The sequence below is a fragment of the Microbacterium sp. PI-SA-G genome, assembly GCF_057215335.1.
This window is the reverse complement of sequence record NZ_CM170103.1, coordinates 471,027-487,688: the sequence shown is the minus strand read 5'-3', so window position 1 is coordinate 487,688 and position 16,662 is coordinate 471,027. Positions and strand designations below refer to the sequence as shown.

14 protein-coding genes are annotated in these 16,662 nt (G+C 67.1%); 3 read left to right on the top strand and 11 right to left on the bottom strand.

Annotated features, from left to right (window positions below; translation table 11 throughout):
* Positions 1-91: 91 nt before the first annotated feature.
* From AC2D10_RS02490 to AC2D10_RS02465, 6 genes are all read right to left on the bottom strand, one after another.
* Positions 92-1,669: a Rieske 2Fe-2S domain-containing protein gene (locus AC2D10_RS02490; RefSeq protein ID WP_484710259.1), complete on the bottom strand. Its 1,578-nt coding sequence runs from the start codon at positions 1,667-1,669 to the stop codon at positions 92-94.
* A gap of 111 nt (positions 1,670-1,780) precedes the next feature.
* The gene (locus tag AC2D10_RS02485) at positions 1,781-5,071 is read right to left on the bottom strand and encodes a DEAD/DEAH box helicase (RefSeq protein ID WP_484710257.1); all 3,291 of its coding nucleotides are present in this window, start codon (positions 5,069-5,071) and stop codon (positions 1,781-1,783) included.
* 52 nt (positions 5,072-5,123) lie between these two features.
* The gene (nusB, locus tag AC2D10_RS02480; RefSeq protein ID WP_484710256.1) at positions 5,124-5,534 is read right to left on the bottom strand and encodes a transcription antitermination factor NusB; all 411 of its coding nucleotides are present in this window, start codon (positions 5,532-5,534) and stop codon (positions 5,124-5,126) included.
* A gap of 3 nt (positions 5,535-5,537) precedes the next feature.
* On the bottom strand, positions 5,538-6,098 hold the full coding sequence (gene efp, locus AC2D10_RS02475) for an elongation factor P (protein WP_484710255.1): 561 nt from the start codon (positions 6,096-6,098) through the stop codon (positions 5,538-5,540).
* Between the two features lie 75 nt (positions 6,099-6,173).
* A complete protein-coding gene (gene aroQ, locus AC2D10_RS02470) occupies positions 6,174-6,617 on the bottom strand; it encodes a type II 3-dehydroquinate dehydratase (protein WP_484710253.1) in 444 nt (147 codons plus the stop codon).
* A gap of 12 nt (positions 6,618-6,629) precedes the next feature.
* Positions 6,630-8,450 carry a bifunctional sugar phosphate isomerase/epimerase/4-hydroxyphenylpyruvate dioxygenase family protein gene (locus tag AC2D10_RS02465; RefSeq protein WP_484710252.1) on the bottom strand — a complete coding sequence of 607 codons (1,821 nt, stop codon included), beginning with the start codon at positions 8,448-8,450 and terminating at the stop codon, positions 6,630-6,632.
* Between the two features lie 62 nt (positions 8,451-8,512).
* On the opposite strand from AC2D10_RS02465, the gene AC2D10_RS02460 reads away from it, so the two are divergent.
* From AC2D10_RS02460 to AC2D10_RS02450, 3 genes are all read left to right on the top strand, one after another.
* Complete coding sequence (locus tag AC2D10_RS02460; protein WP_484710251.1) at positions 8,513-9,145, top strand: TetR/AcrR family transcriptional regulator; 633 nt, start codon at positions 8,513-8,515, stop codon at positions 9,143-9,145.
* A 116-nt stretch (positions 9,146-9,261) separates the two neighbouring features.
* The gene (locus tag AC2D10_RS02455) at positions 9,262-10,143 is read left to right on the top strand and encodes a shikimate dehydrogenase (RefSeq protein WP_484710250.1); all 882 of its coding nucleotides are present in this window, start codon (positions 9,262-9,264) and stop codon (positions 10,141-10,143) included.
* Between the two features lie 13 nt (positions 10,144-10,156).
* Positions 10,157-11,485, top strand: a complete 1,329-nt coding sequence (locus AC2D10_RS02450; RefSeq protein ID WP_484710249.1) for an MFS transporter — start codon at positions 10,157-10,159, stop codon at positions 11,483-11,485.
* Here AC2D10_RS02450 and aroB read toward each other — a convergent pair.
* The 5 genes from aroB to mltG are packed head-to-tail and all read right to left on the bottom strand — an operon-like array spanning position 11,482 to position 16,660.
* A complete protein-coding gene (gene aroB, locus AC2D10_RS02445) occupies positions 11,482-12,564 on the bottom strand; it encodes a 3-dehydroquinate synthase (RefSeq protein WP_484710248.1) in 1,083 nt (360 codons plus the stop codon). The genes AC2D10_RS02450 and aroB overlap by 4 nt on opposite strands.
* Positions 12,561-13,091, bottom strand: coding sequence for a shikimate kinase (locus AC2D10_RS02440; RefSeq protein ID WP_484710247.1), 531 nt, complete (start codon positions 13,089-13,091; stop codon positions 12,561-12,563). The genes aroB and AC2D10_RS02440 overlap by 4 nt, the downstream gene beginning before the upstream one ends.
* A complete protein-coding gene (gene aroC, locus AC2D10_RS02435; protein ID WP_484710246.1) occupies positions 13,078-14,304 on the bottom strand; it encodes a chorismate synthase in 1,227 nt (408 codons plus the stop codon). The genes AC2D10_RS02440 and aroC overlap by 14 nt, the downstream gene beginning before the upstream one ends.
* A 57-nt stretch (positions 14,305-14,361) precedes the next feature.
* Positions 14,362-15,180, bottom strand: a complete 819-nt coding sequence (locus AC2D10_RS02430; RefSeq protein ID WP_484710245.1) for a shikimate dehydrogenase family protein — start codon at positions 15,178-15,180, stop codon at positions 14,362-14,364.
* Between the two features lie 4 nt (positions 15,181-15,184).
* Positions 15,185-16,660 (bottom strand): endolytic transglycosylase MltG, encoded by a 1,476-nt coding sequence (mltG, locus tag AC2D10_RS02425; protein ID WP_484710243.1) that lies wholly within the window; start codon positions 16,658-16,660, stop codon positions 15,185-15,187.
* Positions 16,661-16,662 lie beyond the last annotated feature (2 nt).

The following is a 16,662-nucleotide window of genomic DNA, read 5'->3' as shown; positions in this document are numbered from 1 at the left end:
CCGCTCCCTTCTCCGCCTCACAGGACGGTGTTAAAGGTTGCTTGCTCCGTCAAGTCTAGCGGAGCGGTCCGGCGCGGCGGACGTTCCGTCCTCAGCTGGCAGGGCGAAGTGCGTCTTCGGTGACCTCGTCGATCTGGGACGAACGGATGGGGTGCCCGCTGGTCGACAGGCATCGACCGGTCTTCAGGTCCCACTTCCAGTCGTGCATGCTGCAGGTGAGCACGCCGTCTTCATCGACCTTGCCGGTCTTGGTGAGGTCGGCGCGCAGGTGCGGGCATCGCCGCTGCACGACCCAGTCGCCGATCTGCGCGTCCTCCGTCTGGTCGGTCTGCTCCTGGTACCAGTTCTCGACGTACTCAATCCGGTCGATCGAGAGGCACTTGAGGAACGTGGTGAGGAACTCGTTGAACTTGCCGCTGCGGCCCACCTGGAACTGCATCGACAGGAAGATCGAGTTCGACCAGTCGATCTCGTGGTCGCGGATGTTCGTCGACACGAGGTCGGCGGGGATCGTGTACCAGTAGATGCACTCCTCCCCCGCGTACTCGCGGACCTTGGCCCGCGGGAAGTCGACCACCATGTCGAGCTCGCCGATGCGGAAGCGCACCGCGCCGCCGACACCGAGTCGGATCGTGCGCGACTTCTTCAGCAGCGGCTCCCACCAGGCCTTGATCGCGGCGAGCATCTCGTCGGGCGGGATGACATCCGCGCGCGAGGCCTCCTCGTCGCGGATCTCATGCTGGCGTGCGGCCCGCTGCGACTCGAGGTAGTCCCACTTCTCGTCGAAGATGTGTGCGAGCTCGGCGTCGGTGTACAGCGACTGCGTGGTGGTGACGTCGGCGCCGTCGACGCTCACGACCGTTCCGGGCACGAAGAGCTGGCCGTCGTACTGCGGCGCCAGCTCTTTCATGTGCGCGAGGAACTGCTTCTGATCGGTGAAGATCGACTCGCCGTTGCGACCGAGACCGTTGAAGTCGAACAGGTCGTCGCGCAGGAACATCGGCGGCCCCGCCATCGGGAACACGTGCGCGGCGTCGACCTTCTCGATGTAGTACATCGCGCGCTTGTTCTGCGCCTCGCGCTTGAGGCGGGCGAAGTTCTGCTTGGCATCGAGCGGCAGGTCGTAGACCATCGGCCACCAGATCGCGCCGGAGACCTGCGTGAAGTACGCGTCGGGCTTGCCGAAGTGGAGCAGCGTGTCGAGGTCGAGCGGGTGCGAGTCGTTCTGGTTGAGGATCGAACCGGTGCCGTCGTCGACACTGAGCGAGCTGTCGCCGATGGGACCGTCGCTGGGGGCGCGCAGCGGAGTAATCATCATCTTCAGCGCGCCGCGTTCGATGATCTCGCCGGCCGGGGCATAGGTGATGTTCGTGTACCCCAGCGCGCGGATGTCGCGCTCCAGGTCGTCGATCGGGTACTCGGGCAGCAGCACCTCGATGTCCTTGCGGATGTACCGCTCCAGCAGGGCGGGATCGAAGTGGTCGCGGTGCCGGTGCGAGATGTAGAGGAAGTCCGCCTCGCGTCCGAATCGCTCCCAGTCGAGCCCGCGGTTGTCCGGGAACGGGAACCAGGAGCCGAAGAAGGACGGCCCGAGCACGGGGTCGCAGATGATGTTCCCGCCGACCGTCTCGATGAACATCCCGGCGTGACCGAGTCCCGTGATCCGCATTGCGCTCCTCCTGATGCATCCTCCGGCACCTGTTGGACACCGGCTGTGGACGGCCTCGATTCTACCCGCGCCCTCCTGTGCGCCCGGTCGGACGGGCCGTGAGAAAGGCTGTCAGTCCTCGAACAGTCCGCGGATGTCATCGGCGGTGAGTGACTTCGCGAACAGCGCCTCGTCGTCCATCACGGCCGTGAACAGGCGGGCCTTGCGCTGCTGCAGCTCTCGGACCTTCTCCTCGATCGTTCCCGCCGCGATCATGCGATAGACGAAGACCTGACTGGTCTGGCCGATGCGGTGGGTGCGGTCGATGGCCTGGGCCTCGGCCGCCGGGTTCCACCAGGGGTCGAGCAGGAACACGTAGTCGGCTTCGGTGAGGGTGAGTCCGAACCCGCCGGCTTTCAGGCTGATCAGGAACACGACCTGGTCGCCCGCCCGGAACCCGTCCACCACGTCCTGCCGACGGCGGGTCGACCCGTCGAGGTGCGCGTAGGCAATGCCGGCGGCGTCGAGACGCGCGGCGGCGAGATCGAGGAACGACGTGAACTGGCTGAACACCAGCGCTCTGTGTCCCTCGGCCTGCAGTTCGGCGACCCGCTCGAGGAGCGTGTCGAGCTTGCTGGAGCCGATGTCCGCATGCTCTTCGTCGATGAGCACGGGTGCGAGGCTCAGCATCCTCAGCAGGGTGAGCGAGCGGAACACGATGAACCGGTTGCGGTCGAGATCGTCGATCAGACCGAGCACCTTCTGCCGCTCACGCTGCAGCACGACGTCGTAGTACGCCCGGTGAGCCGGGCTGAGTTCGACCTCGAGCACCTGCTCCTGCTTCGGCGGCAGATCGGAGGCCACGATCTCCTTCGTACGCCGCAGCATGAGAGGGCGGATGCGGCGGCGCAGCTGTGAGAGCCGGCGCCGGCGGTACTCGCCGCCCTCCTCGTTCTCGGGGACCTTGCCCTTCTCGATGGGCTGGATGTAGCGCTCCCGGAACTTCCGCGCGGAGGGGAACAGACCCGGGGCGGCGAGCTTCAGCAGGGACCAGAGGTCGGAGAGGCTGTTCTCCATCGGTGTGCCGGTGACCGCGTACGTCACATCGGCGCGGAACGTCGAGATCGCCCGATGCAGCTTCGTCGTCGGATTCTTGACGAACTGCGCTTCGTCGAGGATCAGGCCCGCCCACTCGACAGCGGCGAATTCCTTCTCGTCGAGCCGCGCGACGGTGTACGAACTCACGACGATGTCCGCTCCCGCAGAGGCATCGGTCAGCGCGCTCCGGCGCGTTCCGCTGGTGCTCTCGACGACGGTGACGCGGAGATCGGGCGTGAAACGGGCGGCCTCGGTCTTCCAGGTGCTGAGCACAGAGGTGGGGGCGAGCACGAGGAACGGCCGCCGCTCCCCCTCGTCCCGGGTGTGCTGCACGAACGTAAGCAGCTGCAGCGTCTTCCCGAGGCCCATGTCGTCGGCCAGGATTCCGCCGAGTCGATGTCTCCAGAGGAAGGCGAGCCAGTCGAATCCCGTCTTCTGGTACGGCCGCAGCTCAGCCTGAACCGATGCGGGCACTTCGGTCGCCGGGACACCGGTCGCCTGTCGCAGCCCCTCGGCGATGGAGCGCCAGCTCACTGCCGGCTGCGACTCGTCGGCGAGATCCTCGAACTCCTCCCAGAGGTCGGTCTGGTAGCGGCTGATACGTGGCCCGGTCTCCCATTCGTTGAGCTCGCCGGCCTCGTCGATGAGTTCGCGCAGGCGATCCAGCCCCGGATGGTTCAGCGTGAAGTAGCCGCCGTCCGACAGCAACAGCTTCTTCTTCCCCCTGGTGAGGGCCGTGAACAATGGCCCGAACGGGATGTTCCGGCCGTCGATCGTCACGATGATGCCGAGATCGAACCAGTCGGAGTCCGGCGTCTCGACGGTCGACACGGTGACCTCGGGCACGCCGGTGAGTTCGCGATACTCCTTACGGGTGCCGGAGGTGACGACCGTGACGCCGGCGGCTTCGAACGCCGGCACGACCTGCGCGACGAAGGCCGCGGCGTCGACGTCATGGAAGGAGCCAGACGGCGTGAAACGCGTCGCCATCTGCTCCTGCCACACCGTCTCGAGCTCTGCGCGCCGCACCTCTTCGGCCTCGGCATCGCGCACCGCCGCCGAACCTGCCACGAAGGGAACCGTGCCGAATCCGCCGTACGACCAGGCGAAGGTGTAGCGCACGACGTCGCCGCGCTCGAAGACCACGGTGAGCACGGGCTCCGGCAAGGGGATCTCAGGAAGCGAGACGTCGCCGACCGTCTGCACCACGGTGCGTCGGGCGAGCAGCGGGTAGGCCTCGGCCACGAAGGCCTCTTCCTCCTGCGCGGGGACGACGATCGGATGCCGCGCGTCGACCAGAGCGCGCACCTGCGGACTCAGGGGCACCTCGGCGAGAGTGACTTGCATCCGACTGCCGCGCAGCACGGCGGCGTACACTCCCGAGCGGCCGATCGGATGCACCTCCGCCGCCGACACCGCCTGGCCGTCAATGGTGGCGGCCGCCGCGACCGTCAGCGCTCCCTGCTCGTCGCGCGTGATCATGGCCGTGATCTCGGCGGTATCGGCGAGCTGAACGGTGGAGTTCTTCTGGGTGGACACCAGAGGGATGCCGAGCGCCGCGCCCGCGCGCAGATGCCCCCACAGCAGCCCGGACTCGATCTGGTCCACGACCAGCCAGTCACCGGAGTTGCCCGACAGCAGCGAGTCGCGCGAGATGCTCAGCAGATCGCCGAACCACCGTGTCTGCGCTCGGCCGAACTGAGACGCGTCGCGGCGCACCAGGTCCCACCCGGCGTGACCCTGGATCCACGCGCCGGTCTGCTGGCTGCGCATGAGTGGGCGTATCGCCAGGAGCAGCTCGCCGGTCGGTCGGGCGAGGTCGCGCGGGGTCGCCGGACGCACCGCGCGAGGAGCCCAGTGGTTGTCGCCGCGCGCCTCGCGATGCCGCAGCTCGACGCCGAGCGCCAAGGGGCTCGTCTTGGCGACGCTCGCAGGACCGACCAGCGCACGCCACGAAGGGACGACGGCCGGTACAACGGCGGAAGGAAGGGTGGCCGGTTCGACGCTCCGGGCTCCGCTCTGCCGCGAGTACTCGTTCACGTTCGATGCGAGCAGGGCTGCGACGACGTGCTTGCATCCGGAGCGCACCGGGCACGAGCATCGTGTGGAGCGGACGTGACTCTTGCCGTTCGACGACACGAATCCGACCTCGACGACGTAGCGGGCGTCCTTGCTGCCCTTCACGTGGCCCTCGAGATGCTCGTTGTCCTCGTCCCAGACGAGGTCGAGAACGTTCCCTTCCCGGAAGTACGCCAGTCCGCGCGCGTACCCACCGGCGTCCGTGATCTGCAGGAGATCGCGGAGGTCGACGTGAGGTGCGGGCATGCCAGCTTCTTCCCGCAGCATCCGATACGGAGCTGCGACGTGGGCGAAACGGTCAGGCGGCGCGGGCCACCCGGGCGAGAACGCCGTGCACGAATGCGCCCGAGTCGTCGGTCGAGAACTCCTTCGCGAGCTCCACGGCCTCGTCGATCACGACCGCCGTCGGCACCTCGTCGTTGTACAGCAGCTCCCAGACCCCGATGCGCAGCAGGGCGCGGTCGACGGCGGGCATGCGCTCGATCTTCCAGTCGCGGCTGTGCGTGGTGATCTGCTCGTCGACCTCGTCGCGGTGGTCGACGATGCCGTCGACGATCTCGCGCGCGTAGAGCCATGAGGCCTCGCGTGCCGGCTCACTCGCCGCTCGCTTGGCCTCGGCGGCGAGAGTCACCGAGAGTTCGTCACCGCGCACGTCGGCGGAGAACAGGATGTCGAGAGCGCGCTTGCGCGCCTTTGTCCGGGCACTCACGCCTTACTTCTCGCGGCCGAGGTAGTCACCCGTGCGGGTGTCGACCTTGATCTTGGTGCCCTGCTCGACGAACAGCGGGACCTGCATCTCGTAGCCGGTCTCGACGGTCGCGGGCTTGGTGCCGGCCGAGGAGCGATCGCCCTGCAGGCCCGGCTCGGTGTACGTGACCTCGAGGATCACGGACGCCGGGAGGTCGATGTACAGCGGGTTGCCGTTGTTCAGCGCGATGGTGACCTGCTGGTTCTCGAGCAGGAAGTTCTTCGCATCGCCGACGGTGGCAGCACCCACCGTGATCTGGTCGTAGTCCGCCGTGTCCATGAACACGAAGCTGTCGCCGTCGGCGTACAGGTAGGTGAAGTCGCGGCGGTCGACGTTCTCGATCTCGATCTTCGCGCCCGCGTTGTAGGTGCGGTCGACGACCTTGCCCGAGACGACGTTCTTCAGCTTGGTCCGCACGAACGCGCCACCCTTGCCGGGCTTGACGTGCTGGAACTCGATGACGTTCCAGAGCTGTCCGTCGATGCTGAGGACGACGCCGTTCTTGATGTCTGCGGTAGATGCCATGCGCTGCGGGTTCCGTTTCGTGTGTGGTTGTCGCGGCCGCCCTTCGACAGGCTCGGCGAGGGCCGACAGTCGAGTCTACGGGATGAGCGCGAGGAGCTGCCGCACCGCGGTGGCGTACCCCGCGACGCCTTCACCGATCACCCGCACGCGCGCGACGTCGTGCAGGTAGGAGTGGTGGCGGAACTCCTCACGGGCGTACACGTCCGAGATGTGGACCTCGGCGAAGGGCAGCGCGACCCCCGTGAGGGCGTCGCGCAGCACCACGGAGGTGTGCGTCAGACCGCCCGGATTGATCACGACGCCGATGCAGTCCGCGCGAGCCGCGTGGATCGCGTCGATCAGCACACCCTCGTGATTGCTCTGCACCGCACGCACCTCGACGTCGAACTCCGACGCGGCGTCGGCGGTGAGCGCTTCGACGTCGGCCAGAGTCGCCGTGCCGTACACCTCCGGTTCCCTGGTGCCGAGCAGGTTCAGGTTCGGTCCGTTGACGAGCAGGATGCGGCGCGGGATGGTCATGTTCGCACCATATCAGCGGGCGACAGCGCCCTGAGCGGTGAGCCGGATGGAGGCGTTCGCCGCTCCGAATCCGTCGTAGGCACCGCGCCGCTCGACGAACTCGCAGAATATCTGGCCGATGGTGCGTGTGTAGAAGTGCAGGTACTCGCCGGACTCGTCACGGTCGTAGGCGAGGTGCAGAGCGCGCAGCTCACCGACGAACTCCGCATCGATGTCGAGGCGGGCTGTCAGATCCTCGTAGTAGTTGTCCGGCATCGGCAGCGGCTTGAGACCGCGTTCTGCTGCAACGCGAGCAAGGGAGCGGATGTCGGAGCAGCGGAAGGCGACATGTTGCGGCAGTCCGTTGGTCGTACCCTGCTCCGTGGCTATCGGCGGCGCGACGTTCAACGGGATACGGATGCTGCCACCAGGCGATCCGAGTACCCTGCTCTGCACGAGTCCGCGGGGACTCGCGACCTCGCTCGAGCTTTCGGAGGCGAGCGCGAACGCCGCGGTGTAGAACAACACCGTCTCATCGACGACCTGCCACGGCTGGGTCATGCTGACATGGTCGATGCCGGTGACCTGGCCTGCCTGAGGTGCCGACCCGTTCTCGAATTCGACGACCCACGCCGGTTCTCCCGCATCGGATGCCTGCGACCAGAAGACTTCGGTGCCGTCGGGAGCCAAGGCCGCATCCAACGCCTGTTCGCTCGCACCGGTGCGCCGGTAGACCCGGGGAGTTCGCAGCTCCTCGACCCGGCGGGTCACGGCTTCTGCGTCGTCGACCTCGAAGCCGATCGCGGCCAGATGCGGTAGAAGGTCTCGGGCGTGCTGCTCGTTGAGGATCACGCGTGCGCGCCCGCACGTCCACAGTGAGACCGGTTTCGTGCGGTGTCGTCCGCGCGCGGTGAATCCGACCTGGGTGAGCAGCGACTCCAACTCCGAGGTGTCTTCTGCTTTGATCTCCACGAAGTCGACGGAGGACGGAGCTGCGCTGTCCGAGAGCATTTCCAGCCCTCGCGTCTGCGCCTCAGGGAAAGCCCGGGCCACGGCGTCCTCCAGCCAACGCAGGGAGCGGCGCGCATGGGCGGCGGTGCGGCGGGCATCGGTCTGCCGAAAGGTGTCGTTGAACACCTCGAGCGAGAGCGGTCCGGAGTAGCCGGCACGGAGCACATGGCCGACGAATGCGACGAGGTCGAAAGCGCCCTCCCCCGGAAACAGCCGATGATGTCGGCTCCAAGACAAAACGTCCATCGACAGCCGAGGGGCATCTGCGAGCTGCAGGAAGAAGATCTTCTCCGCCGGGATCTGCTCGATCTGTACCGGATCGTGGCCGCGAGACAGCACATGGAAGGAATCCAGGCAGACGCCGACCGCCGGGTGATCGGCGAGCTTCACGATGCGCCACGCCCGGCGGTAGTCGTCGACGAACTTTCCCCAGGCGAGTGCCTCGTAAGCGATGCGGATGCCGTACCGCTGGGCGAGTTCGCCGAGCCGCCGGAGCTGCCCCGCGCTCACCTCGTCATCATCGATCGTGGCGGTGCCGACGTTGCTGCAGCACAACACGAGATTCATCCCAAGGCGCTTCATGAGCGCGAACTTCGCCTCCGCGCGGCGGAGCACCTCGGCGAAGAGCATCTCTTCGACGCCCTCCACGTCACGCAACGGCTGATAGAGGTCGAGGGTGAGTCCGAGGCGATCGGCGAGAGCGCGGATCTCCTCGGGGCTCTCGGGGGCGGCAACCAGGTCGGGCTCGAAGATCTCCACCCCGTCGAAGCCGGCCTCAGCGCAGGCATGAAGCTTCTCGACGAGGGTTCCGCTGACACACACGGTGGCGATGGAGGTCCGCATGCGCGCCAATGTACCAGACGGTACAAATGCAGGAAAGGGTACGGCTGGACTAATCTGACCCTGTGACGACTTCCAGCCGCGACGCCGAGCGGACCCGCGCCGAACTCCTCGCCGTCGCCACGGAGGTCTTTGCGGAGGACGGGTACTCCGGCGCCAGGGTCGACGTGATCGCTGCTCGCACGCGCACCACGAAGCGAATGATCTACTACTACTTCGGCAGTAAAGAAGGTCTCTACATCGCGGTTCTCGAACAGGCCTATCGTGGCATCCGAGAGGCGGAGAGCTCGATAGACGTCAGCCACACCGACCCGGTCGCCGCCGTCAGAGAGCTGGCCGAGCTGACCTTCGACCATCACGTGACGCATGATGCGTTCATCCGGCTCGTGTCGATCGAGAACATCCACCGCGGCGAGTTCATCCGCCGGATCGACTCACTGCGGACGCTGTCCCAGCCGGCGAAGTCGATCCTCGATGAGATCCTCGAGCGCGGCCGCTCCACCGGCGCCTTCCGCACCGACGTCGATGCCATCGATGTGCACATGGTGATCAGTGCGTACTGCGTGTTCCCGGTAGCGAACCAGTACACCTTCGGGTACCTCTTCGACGTGTCGTTCGCTGATCCGGAACGACGCAGTCACCTGCGCGCCGTCATCGGCGATGTCATCGTCGGCTGGCTCACGGCTGCTCCGCGCTGACCCCCTCCGAACGGCTGCACCTCGAGACGATGCTTGACAGACAGCGTTTTGTCGTCAATCCTGAACGTACCGTTTAGTACATTACGTCTCGTACATGGTCGTACCGAAGGAGCACTGTGGCTCGAACGCACCCCTATCTCGTTGGCCTGGTCGGCGCCGGCGTCACGCCATCGCTGACGCCGCGTATGCACATGGCCGAGGCGAAGAGCCTCGGAATCGCGTACGTCTACCGTCCGATCGACCTCACGGCGCTGGACCTCTCTCCCGACCGCCTCGGCGACGTCCTCGACTGGGCGCAGCGTCTCGGATACGACGCCCTCAACATCACCCACCCCTGCAAGCAACTCGTGCTCGCACATCTCGACAGCATCGATCCGGTGGCCGCAGCCCTCGGTGCAGTGAACACGGTCCTCTTCCGCGATGGTGAGCGCATCGGCCACAACACCGACACCACAGGTTTCGCAGCGGCCTTCACCGGCGGTTTGTCCGGCGCACCGACAGGCGACGTCGTCCAGATAGGGGCCGGCGGCGCCGGATCTGCTGTCGCTGATGCATTGCTCCGCGAGGGCGTACGCCACCTGCACCTCATCGACATCGACGAGGCACGCGCCGCCGATCTCGGAAGCGATCTGCGGGATCGGCACGGTGCGAACCGGGTCGACGCGGGACCGATGACGACACTCCCCCGCCTGCTCGCTGAGGCAGATGGGGTCGTGCACTGCACGCCGACGGGTATGGCAGAGCATCCCGGCCTGCCCTTCCCCGTCGAGCTCCTTCGTCCCGACATGTGGGTCGGTGACATCGTGTACCGGCCCTTGGAGACCGAGCTGCTGAAAGCGGCCAAGAGCATCGGTGCACGCACGCTCGACGGCGGACTCATGGCGGTGCACCAGGCCGTCGATGCTTTCCACCTCATCACCGGCATCCGCCCGGACGCCGCACGTATGACCGCCCACTTCCACGACCTCATCACCGACGACGATGTCCTCGCCCGTTAGGAGCACGATTCGAATGTCCACCCCCGAGATCCCCCGCAAGACCCCGGTCAAAGCAGCGGTCGCCAGTTTCATGGGCAGCGCCGTGGAGTACTACGACTTCTTCCTCTTCGGCTCCGCTGCCGCCCTCATCTTTCCGACGGTGTTCTTTCCCAGCGACAATCAGGCGTCGCTCGTGATGTCGTTCGCGACCTTCGGCTTCGCCTACATCGCGCGCCCCTTCGGCGCCGTGATCCTCGGGCACTTCGGCGACCGCATAGGCCGGCAGAAAGTGCTGATGTTCACGCTGTTGCTGATGGGTCTCTCGACGTTCATCATCGGCTGCCTCCCCGGTTTCGCCCAGATCGGCTGGTTCGCTCCGGTGCTGCTTGTGCTCTGCCGTCTGATGCAGGGTCTGTCAGCGGCTGGAGAGCAGGCCGGCGCCTCTTCCCTCACCCTCGAGCACGCCCCAGACGACCGCCGGGCGTTCTTCACCTCCTGGACGCTCACGGGCACTCAGGGGGGTCAGATCCTCGCGGCGCTCATCTTCATCCCGGTGGTGGCGATGCCGGACGACATCAAGTACTCGTGGGGATGGCGCGTCCCGTTCTGGCTCAGCGCGATCGTCGTGCTCGTGGCATTCTTCATCCGTCGCAGCCTGCAGGAGACCCCGGAGTTCGAACAGGCCAAGAAAGACGGCACCATCGCCCGCCTTCCGCTCGTGCCGCTCGCGAAGTACCACTGGCGCGACGTCGTCCGCGTGATCTGCTGCGCCTTCGTCGCCGCCATCTCCACGGTCTTCGGCAACCTCGCTCTCGCCTACGGCAAGGAGGTCGGTCTCGCCGAAAGCCTCACGCTGTGGCTCGTCGTCGTCGCCAACATCGTCGCCCTCGGCACGCAGCCGCTGTTCGGAATGCTGGCCGACCGTATCGGCCGCAAGCCGGTCTTCATCTACGGCGCACTGTCCGCGGCCATCCTGATGCCGTTCTACATGCTGTCGATGTCCGGTGGGAACACCGTGTTGACCTTCGCCCTCGCGATCCTCACCTTCTCGTTCGGATACGCCGCCGCGAACGCCGTGTGGCCTTCGTTCTACGGCGAGATGTTCAGCGTGCGAGTTCGCTTCTCCGGCATGGCGATCGGCACCCAGCTCGGCTTCCTGATGGCCGGCTTCGCACCGAGCATCGTTACTGCTCTGGGCGGAGTCCAGGAGGGCGGTTGGGTCGTGATCAGCGTCTTCACCGGAATCATCGCCTTGATCGCCGCGGGTAGCGCGCTGACCGCACGGGAGACCAAGAACGTACCGACCGCTCAGCTCGGGCTGAAGGACGATGTCGCCTCCGTCAATGCGGCGCAGACGAACTAGGCGCTGACCTCCTGGTAGGCGGCGAAGAGCAGCGACTCATCCGGCGCCTGCAGCACGGTCGGTCGGGCGATGTCGTCGAGCACGATGAATCGGAGCATCCCGCCCCGGCTCTTCTTGTCGCGCTGCATGGTGGCGAGCAGCTGCGGGAATGCTCCGGGGCGATACGAGGTCGGCAGCCCCAAGGTCTCCAGGATCCGACGGTGTCGCTGCGTGGCGGCGTCGGGGAGCCGGCCGGCGAGCCGCGATAGTTCGGCGGCGAACAGCATGCCGATGGAGATCGCAGCGCCGTGCCGCCACCGGTAGCGCTCAGCGTGTTCGATCGCGTGGCCGAGCGTGTGGCCGTAGTTCAGGATCTCGCGCGCTCCGCCCTCTCGGAAGTCTTCGCTGACGACATGTGCCTTCATTTCGATCGCGAGTTCGATCGACCGTCGGAACTCCGGCGTCGTCGGATCGATCGCGCGTTCGGGGTCGGCTTCCACCAGGTCGAGGATCTCGGGATACCGGATGAAGCCGGCTTTCACCACCTCTGCGAAGCCGGCGACGGACTCATTGCGCGAGAGCGAGGCGAGTTCGTCGAGATCGCAGACGACGTGCCGGGGCGCCCAGAACGCTCCGACGAGGTTCTTGCCCTCTGCCGTGTTCACGCCGGTCTTGCCGCCGACGGCAGCATCCACCATTCCGAGCACAGTGGTCGGGACCTGCACCACCTGGATGCCACGAAGCCAAGTGGCGGCGACGAAGCCGGCAAGGTCGGTCACGGCGCCCCCGCCGTATCCGACGACCGCGTCCGTGCGAGTGAAGTCTGCCTGTCCGAGCACCTGCCAGCAGAACGCGGCCACCTCGATGCGCTTGCCCTGTTCGGCATCGGGGATCTCGGCGAGGAAAACCTCCCGGCCGCCGTCAGCCTGAAGGCGTTCACGCAACTGGGCTGCGCGATCGGCAAGAGTCGGCGGATGCACCACGAGCACCTTGCGAACAGCGGGATCGAGAGCATCCCCGACTCGATCGAGGATGTCGTGGCCGACGGTGATGTCGTAGCCGCTCTCCCCGGTCACCGGGATGGTCGTGATGTCGTTCATGAATCCTCCACAGCGGGGCGTTGAGCCCAGGTCACGATCTTGGCGACGATGTCCGCGAGCGGGCCCGTCGAGGTGTCGAAGGTCACGTCGGCGACCTCCTCGTAGAGCGGCTTCCGAAACTCGTAGATGCGGCGCCAGCGTGCAACGGGATCCTCTTCGCCGGCCAGCAACGGTCGTCCGCTGCCCTGGATGCGGGAGGCGACGATGCGTGCGGCGGCCGTCAACAGCACGACCCGGTGGCGGCCGAGGTCGGCGCGGGTGTCCGGATCGAGCACCGCTCCGCCGCCGAGGGCGATGACGCCGCCGGAGGCGAGGGCTTCGACGACCGCAGAGCGCTCGAGTTCTCGGAAGTGTGCTTCGCCGAAACGGACGAAGAGCTCGGGGATGGGTCCGTGATCACGGACCACGATCTTGTCCGTGTCGAGGAATCGTGCGCCGAGCTGGCGGGCGACTCTCCTGCCGATGCTCGTCTTTCCGACGCCCATCGGGCCGATGAGGACAAGATGGCCGGGTTCAGCCCCGGTCATGCTCGAGCAGTTCAGCGTCGCTGCCCGCCGTCGTGCGCAGTTCCTCGGGAATGCCGGCCAGGTATCCCTCGAGGTTCCTGCGTGTCTCGCGGATGCTGTCGCCGCCGAACTTCTCGAGCACCGCATTCGCGAGTTCGACCGCGACCATGGCTTCGGCGACGACACCGGCCGCCGGCACCGCGCAGACATCGGAACGCTGGTGGTGGGCCGTGGCGTCCGCACCCGTGGCGACGTCGATCGTGCGGAGCGAGTGCGGCACGGTCGCGATCGGCTTCATGCCGGCGCGGACGCGCAGCACGGTGCCGGTGGACATACCGCCCTCGGTGCCGCCGGCGCGATCGGAGCCACGAGTGATGCCGTCCGCTGTCGCGAACAGTTCGTCGTGCGCGGCCGATCCGCGTCGCCGAGTGGTCTCGAATCCGTCTCCGACCTCGACGCCCTTGATCGCCTGGATGCTCATGAGCGCCTGCGCGAGGCGTGCGTCGAGACGACGGTCCCAGTGCACGTGCGAGCCGAGTCCCGGCGGCAGTCCGTAGGCGAGCACTTCGACGATGCCACCGAGCGTGTCGCCGTCCTTCTTCGCGTCATCGACCTCGGCCACCATCAGGGCCGACGTCGCGGCATCGAAACAACGCAGCGGATCAGCGTCGAGCGCGTCGACGTCGTCGGGCCCCGGAAGCACCGAGCCCTCGGGAACCCGCACCGGCCCGATCGAGAGCGTGTGGCTGACCAGGCGGATGCCGAGCTCGGAGAGGAACGACCGCGCGATCGCCCCGAGCGCCACCCGCGCGGCGGTCTCGCGGGCACTGGCGCGCTCGAGGATCGGGCGGGCCTCATCGAAGTCGTACTTCTGCATGCCCACGAGATCGGCGTGTCCTGGGCGCGGGCGTGTCAGCGGAGCGCTGCGTCCGCGTGATCTGTCGGTCAGCTCGATGGGCTCGGGGTTCATGACCTCGATCCACTTCGGCCATTCGGTGTTGCCGATGCGCAGCGCGATCGGGCTGCCCAGCGTCTTGCCGTGGCGCACGCCACCGGAGATCGTGAGTTCATCCTGCTCGAACTTCATCCGCGAACCGCGGCCGTAGCCGAGCTTGCGTCGGGCGAGGTCGGCCTGAATGGCCTCGGAGGACACCGGCACACCGGAGGGCAGACCCTCCATGACGGCGATGAGTTCTGGGCCGTGCGATTCGCCGGCCGTGAGCACGCGGAGCATTGCTCCAGTCTCCCATGCGTTTCACCCTGTGCCGCGCCGGATGTCGCCGTGGGGCGGTCAGACGGCGAGGGCTGCGCGCATCGCCGCGAGCACGCGTGCCTCGTCGTCGAGACGGACGAGCGGGTCGCCGTGCACGAAGATGCGGATCTGGCGGACGGCCTGGTGCAGGAGCATCCCGAGGCCCGACACGATCGGACGCGTTCCCCACATCGTCGCGAGAGCGGAGGGCCACGGCGCGTAGGCCGCGTCGAACAGCACCCCTCCGCCGGCAGCGAGACCGTCGGCGATGTCGGCGTCAAGGATGGTGCCGCTCGGCAGCGTCGCGATCGTGAGATCGACTGCTCCGGACGGTGCGTCGAGCGTGTCGCGGGTGACGGTGACCCCGAGCTGCGCTCCGAGGTCCGTCAGCGCCGCGGCCTGCTCGGGGCGTCGGGCGCGCACGTCGACGTATGTTGCGCCCATCTCACTGACGGCGACGAGTGCGGATGCCGCGGTCGCCCCCGCCCCGAGGATGCGGACGGACGGGGCCTGCGTGATCCCGTGCTCCGCGAGAGCGTCGATGATTCCGCCGACGTCGGTGTTGAAGCCGCGGACCTCCGATCCGAGTAGCAGCGTGTTCACGGCGCCGGTCGCCTGCGCGTGCGGGTCGTGCGACGCGGCGGCGCGGAAAGCCTGCTCCTTCAGCGGCATGGTGAGCGACAGACCGCGCCAGTCGGCGTCGAGCGACCGCAGGTTCGCGAGGAAGCCGGTCTCAGACACCTGCCGTCGCTCGTATCGCCAGTCGAGCCCGAGCACCTCGTAGGCCGCGGCATGCAGCGCCGGCGACTTCGAGTGCGCGATCGGGTCGCCCCACACCGCCAGACGCGAGCCGCTCACGCGGTCAGCATCCGGCGTCGGGGTTCTCGCGGCACCAGGAGCGCCACTTCTCGATGCCGGCCTGGTGCTCTTCGTAGGTCTCGGAGAACTGCGTCTCTCCGGTCGACAGGTCGATCGTGACGAAGTAGATCCACGGCCCGTCCGCCGGATTCATCGCGGCCTCGATCGCCGCATCGTTCGGGCTGGCGATCGGCGTCACCGGAAGCCCGGTGTTCACGTAGGTGTTCCACGGGTTGGGATCCTCGAGCGCCTCGGCGGAGCTCGACACCACTCCCTCGTGCAGCGACCCGTAGCCGTACTGCGCCGTCGAGTCCATCTGCAGCTTCATGTCGATGTCGAGGCGGTTCTGGATGACACGTGAGACCTTCGCGAAGTCGTCGGTGCGTCCCTCGCGCTGGATGATCGAGGCGATCGTGAGGACTCGTTCCTCATCGCCCGCGGGAACGCCGGCAGCCGCGAGCGACTCCCGGGTGCGGTCGACCATGCGCTGGATCACCTGGGTCGCGGTGACACCCGGATCGAACTCGTAGAGCGCCGGGAAGAGCCAGCCCTCGAGACTCTGCGCCTGCACCCCATAGGCGGCGGGATCCGCCACCGCGGCCTCGAAGTCCGCGAGCGGGATCTCCATCGTCTCGGCCATCTCGGGAAGAGAAGACTCGATCGTGGCGCCCTCTCCCATCGAGACGGTGTTGTCGAGCTTGTTCGCGTCGTCCTGCAGAGCGGCCAGCGCGGCCTCAGCCGTCATCTTCGTCTGCAGCTGGTAGACGCCGGGGTAGAAGGTCGTCGCGGGAGCCTCTGCGACGAGATAGTCGTAGAAGACGTCTTCGGTCCTCGTGACGCCAGCCTCGAACAGGGCGACCGAGACGGGTCCGCCGGTGTCGCCGGACTTGATCGTCACCAGAGCTTCCCCGGTCGCGATGCCCGGCTCCCAGTCGTCGGGCTCGCCCCAGCCCATGACCTCGGTGATGCGTTCACCGTAGGTGTTCCACACCCAGAGTCCGCCGGCCGCGATCCCGCCGCAGATCGCGAGCACGATGACCAGCGCGATCAGGCATCCCGCCCGGCGCCTCTTCTTCGGGGGCCTCCCATCGCCACGACCGTCTTCCGTGGCGACGAACAGATCGTCGAGTCCCCCGCCCAGCACGGAAGTCGCCTCCTCGGCAGGCTCCTGTCGCGCAGAGGCGACGGCATCCGCTGAGGCACGCACGGGGACGACCGACGGCTCGCGAGGGGCGTCAGCATCGGCACGCACCGGCTCCGCGGCCGGCTCGAGAGCCTCGCCGGCATCAGGCTCGGCAGCTCCCCCGCCAATGGTCGGTCGAGCGGATGCCGCTTCGCGTGCCGCGCGCCGCGAACCCGGCGTGGGCTCGCTCGTGTCGACGGACGGGATCTGCTGCGTCGGGTCGGGAAGGTTCGAGAACAGATCGCCCAGGCGGGAGTCTGCGTCGTTCTGGGCGGCATCACCCTCGCGTTCGGCCATGT

Excerpts from the sequence above, each read along its gene's own strand:
- AC2D10_RS02490 (WP_484710259.1), bottom strand. The coding sequence starts at position 1,669 with ATGCGGATCACGGGACTCGGTCACGCCGGGATGTTCATCGAGACGGTC.
- AC2D10_RS02485 (WP_484710257.1), bottom strand. The coding sequence starts at position 5,071 with ATGCCCGCACCTCACGTCGACCTCCGCGATCTCCTGCAGATCACGGAC.
- efp (WP_484710255.1), bottom strand. The coding sequence starts at position 6,098 with ATGGCATCTACCGCAGACATCAAGAACGGCGTCGTCCTCAGCATCGAC.
- aroQ (WP_484710253.1), bottom strand. The coding sequence starts at position 6,617 with ATGACCATCCCGCGCCGCATCCTGCTCGTCAACGGACCGAACCTGAAC.
- AC2D10_RS02465 (WP_484710252.1), bottom strand. The coding sequence starts at position 8,450 with ATGCGGACCTCCATCGCCACCGTGTGTGTCAGCGGAACCCTCGTCGAG.
- AC2D10_RS02450 (WP_484710249.1), top strand. The coding sequence starts at position 10,157 with ATGTCCACCCCCGAGATCCCCCGCAAGACCCCGGTCAAAGCAGCGGTC.
- aroB (WP_484710248.1), bottom strand. The coding sequence starts at position 12,564 with ATGAACGACATCACGACCATCCCGGTGACCGGGGAGAGCGGCTACGAC.
- AC2D10_RS02440 (WP_484710247.1), bottom strand. The coding sequence starts at position 13,091 with ATGACCGGGGCTGAACCCGGCCATCTTGTCCTCATCGGCCCGATGGGC.
- aroC (WP_484710246.1), bottom strand. The coding sequence starts at position 14,304 with ATGCTCCGCGTGCTCACGGCCGGCGAATCGCACGGCCCAGAACTCATC.
- mltG (WP_484710243.1), bottom strand. The coding sequence starts at position 16,660 with ATGGCCGAACGCGAGGGTGATGCCGCCCAGAACGACGCAGACTCCCGC.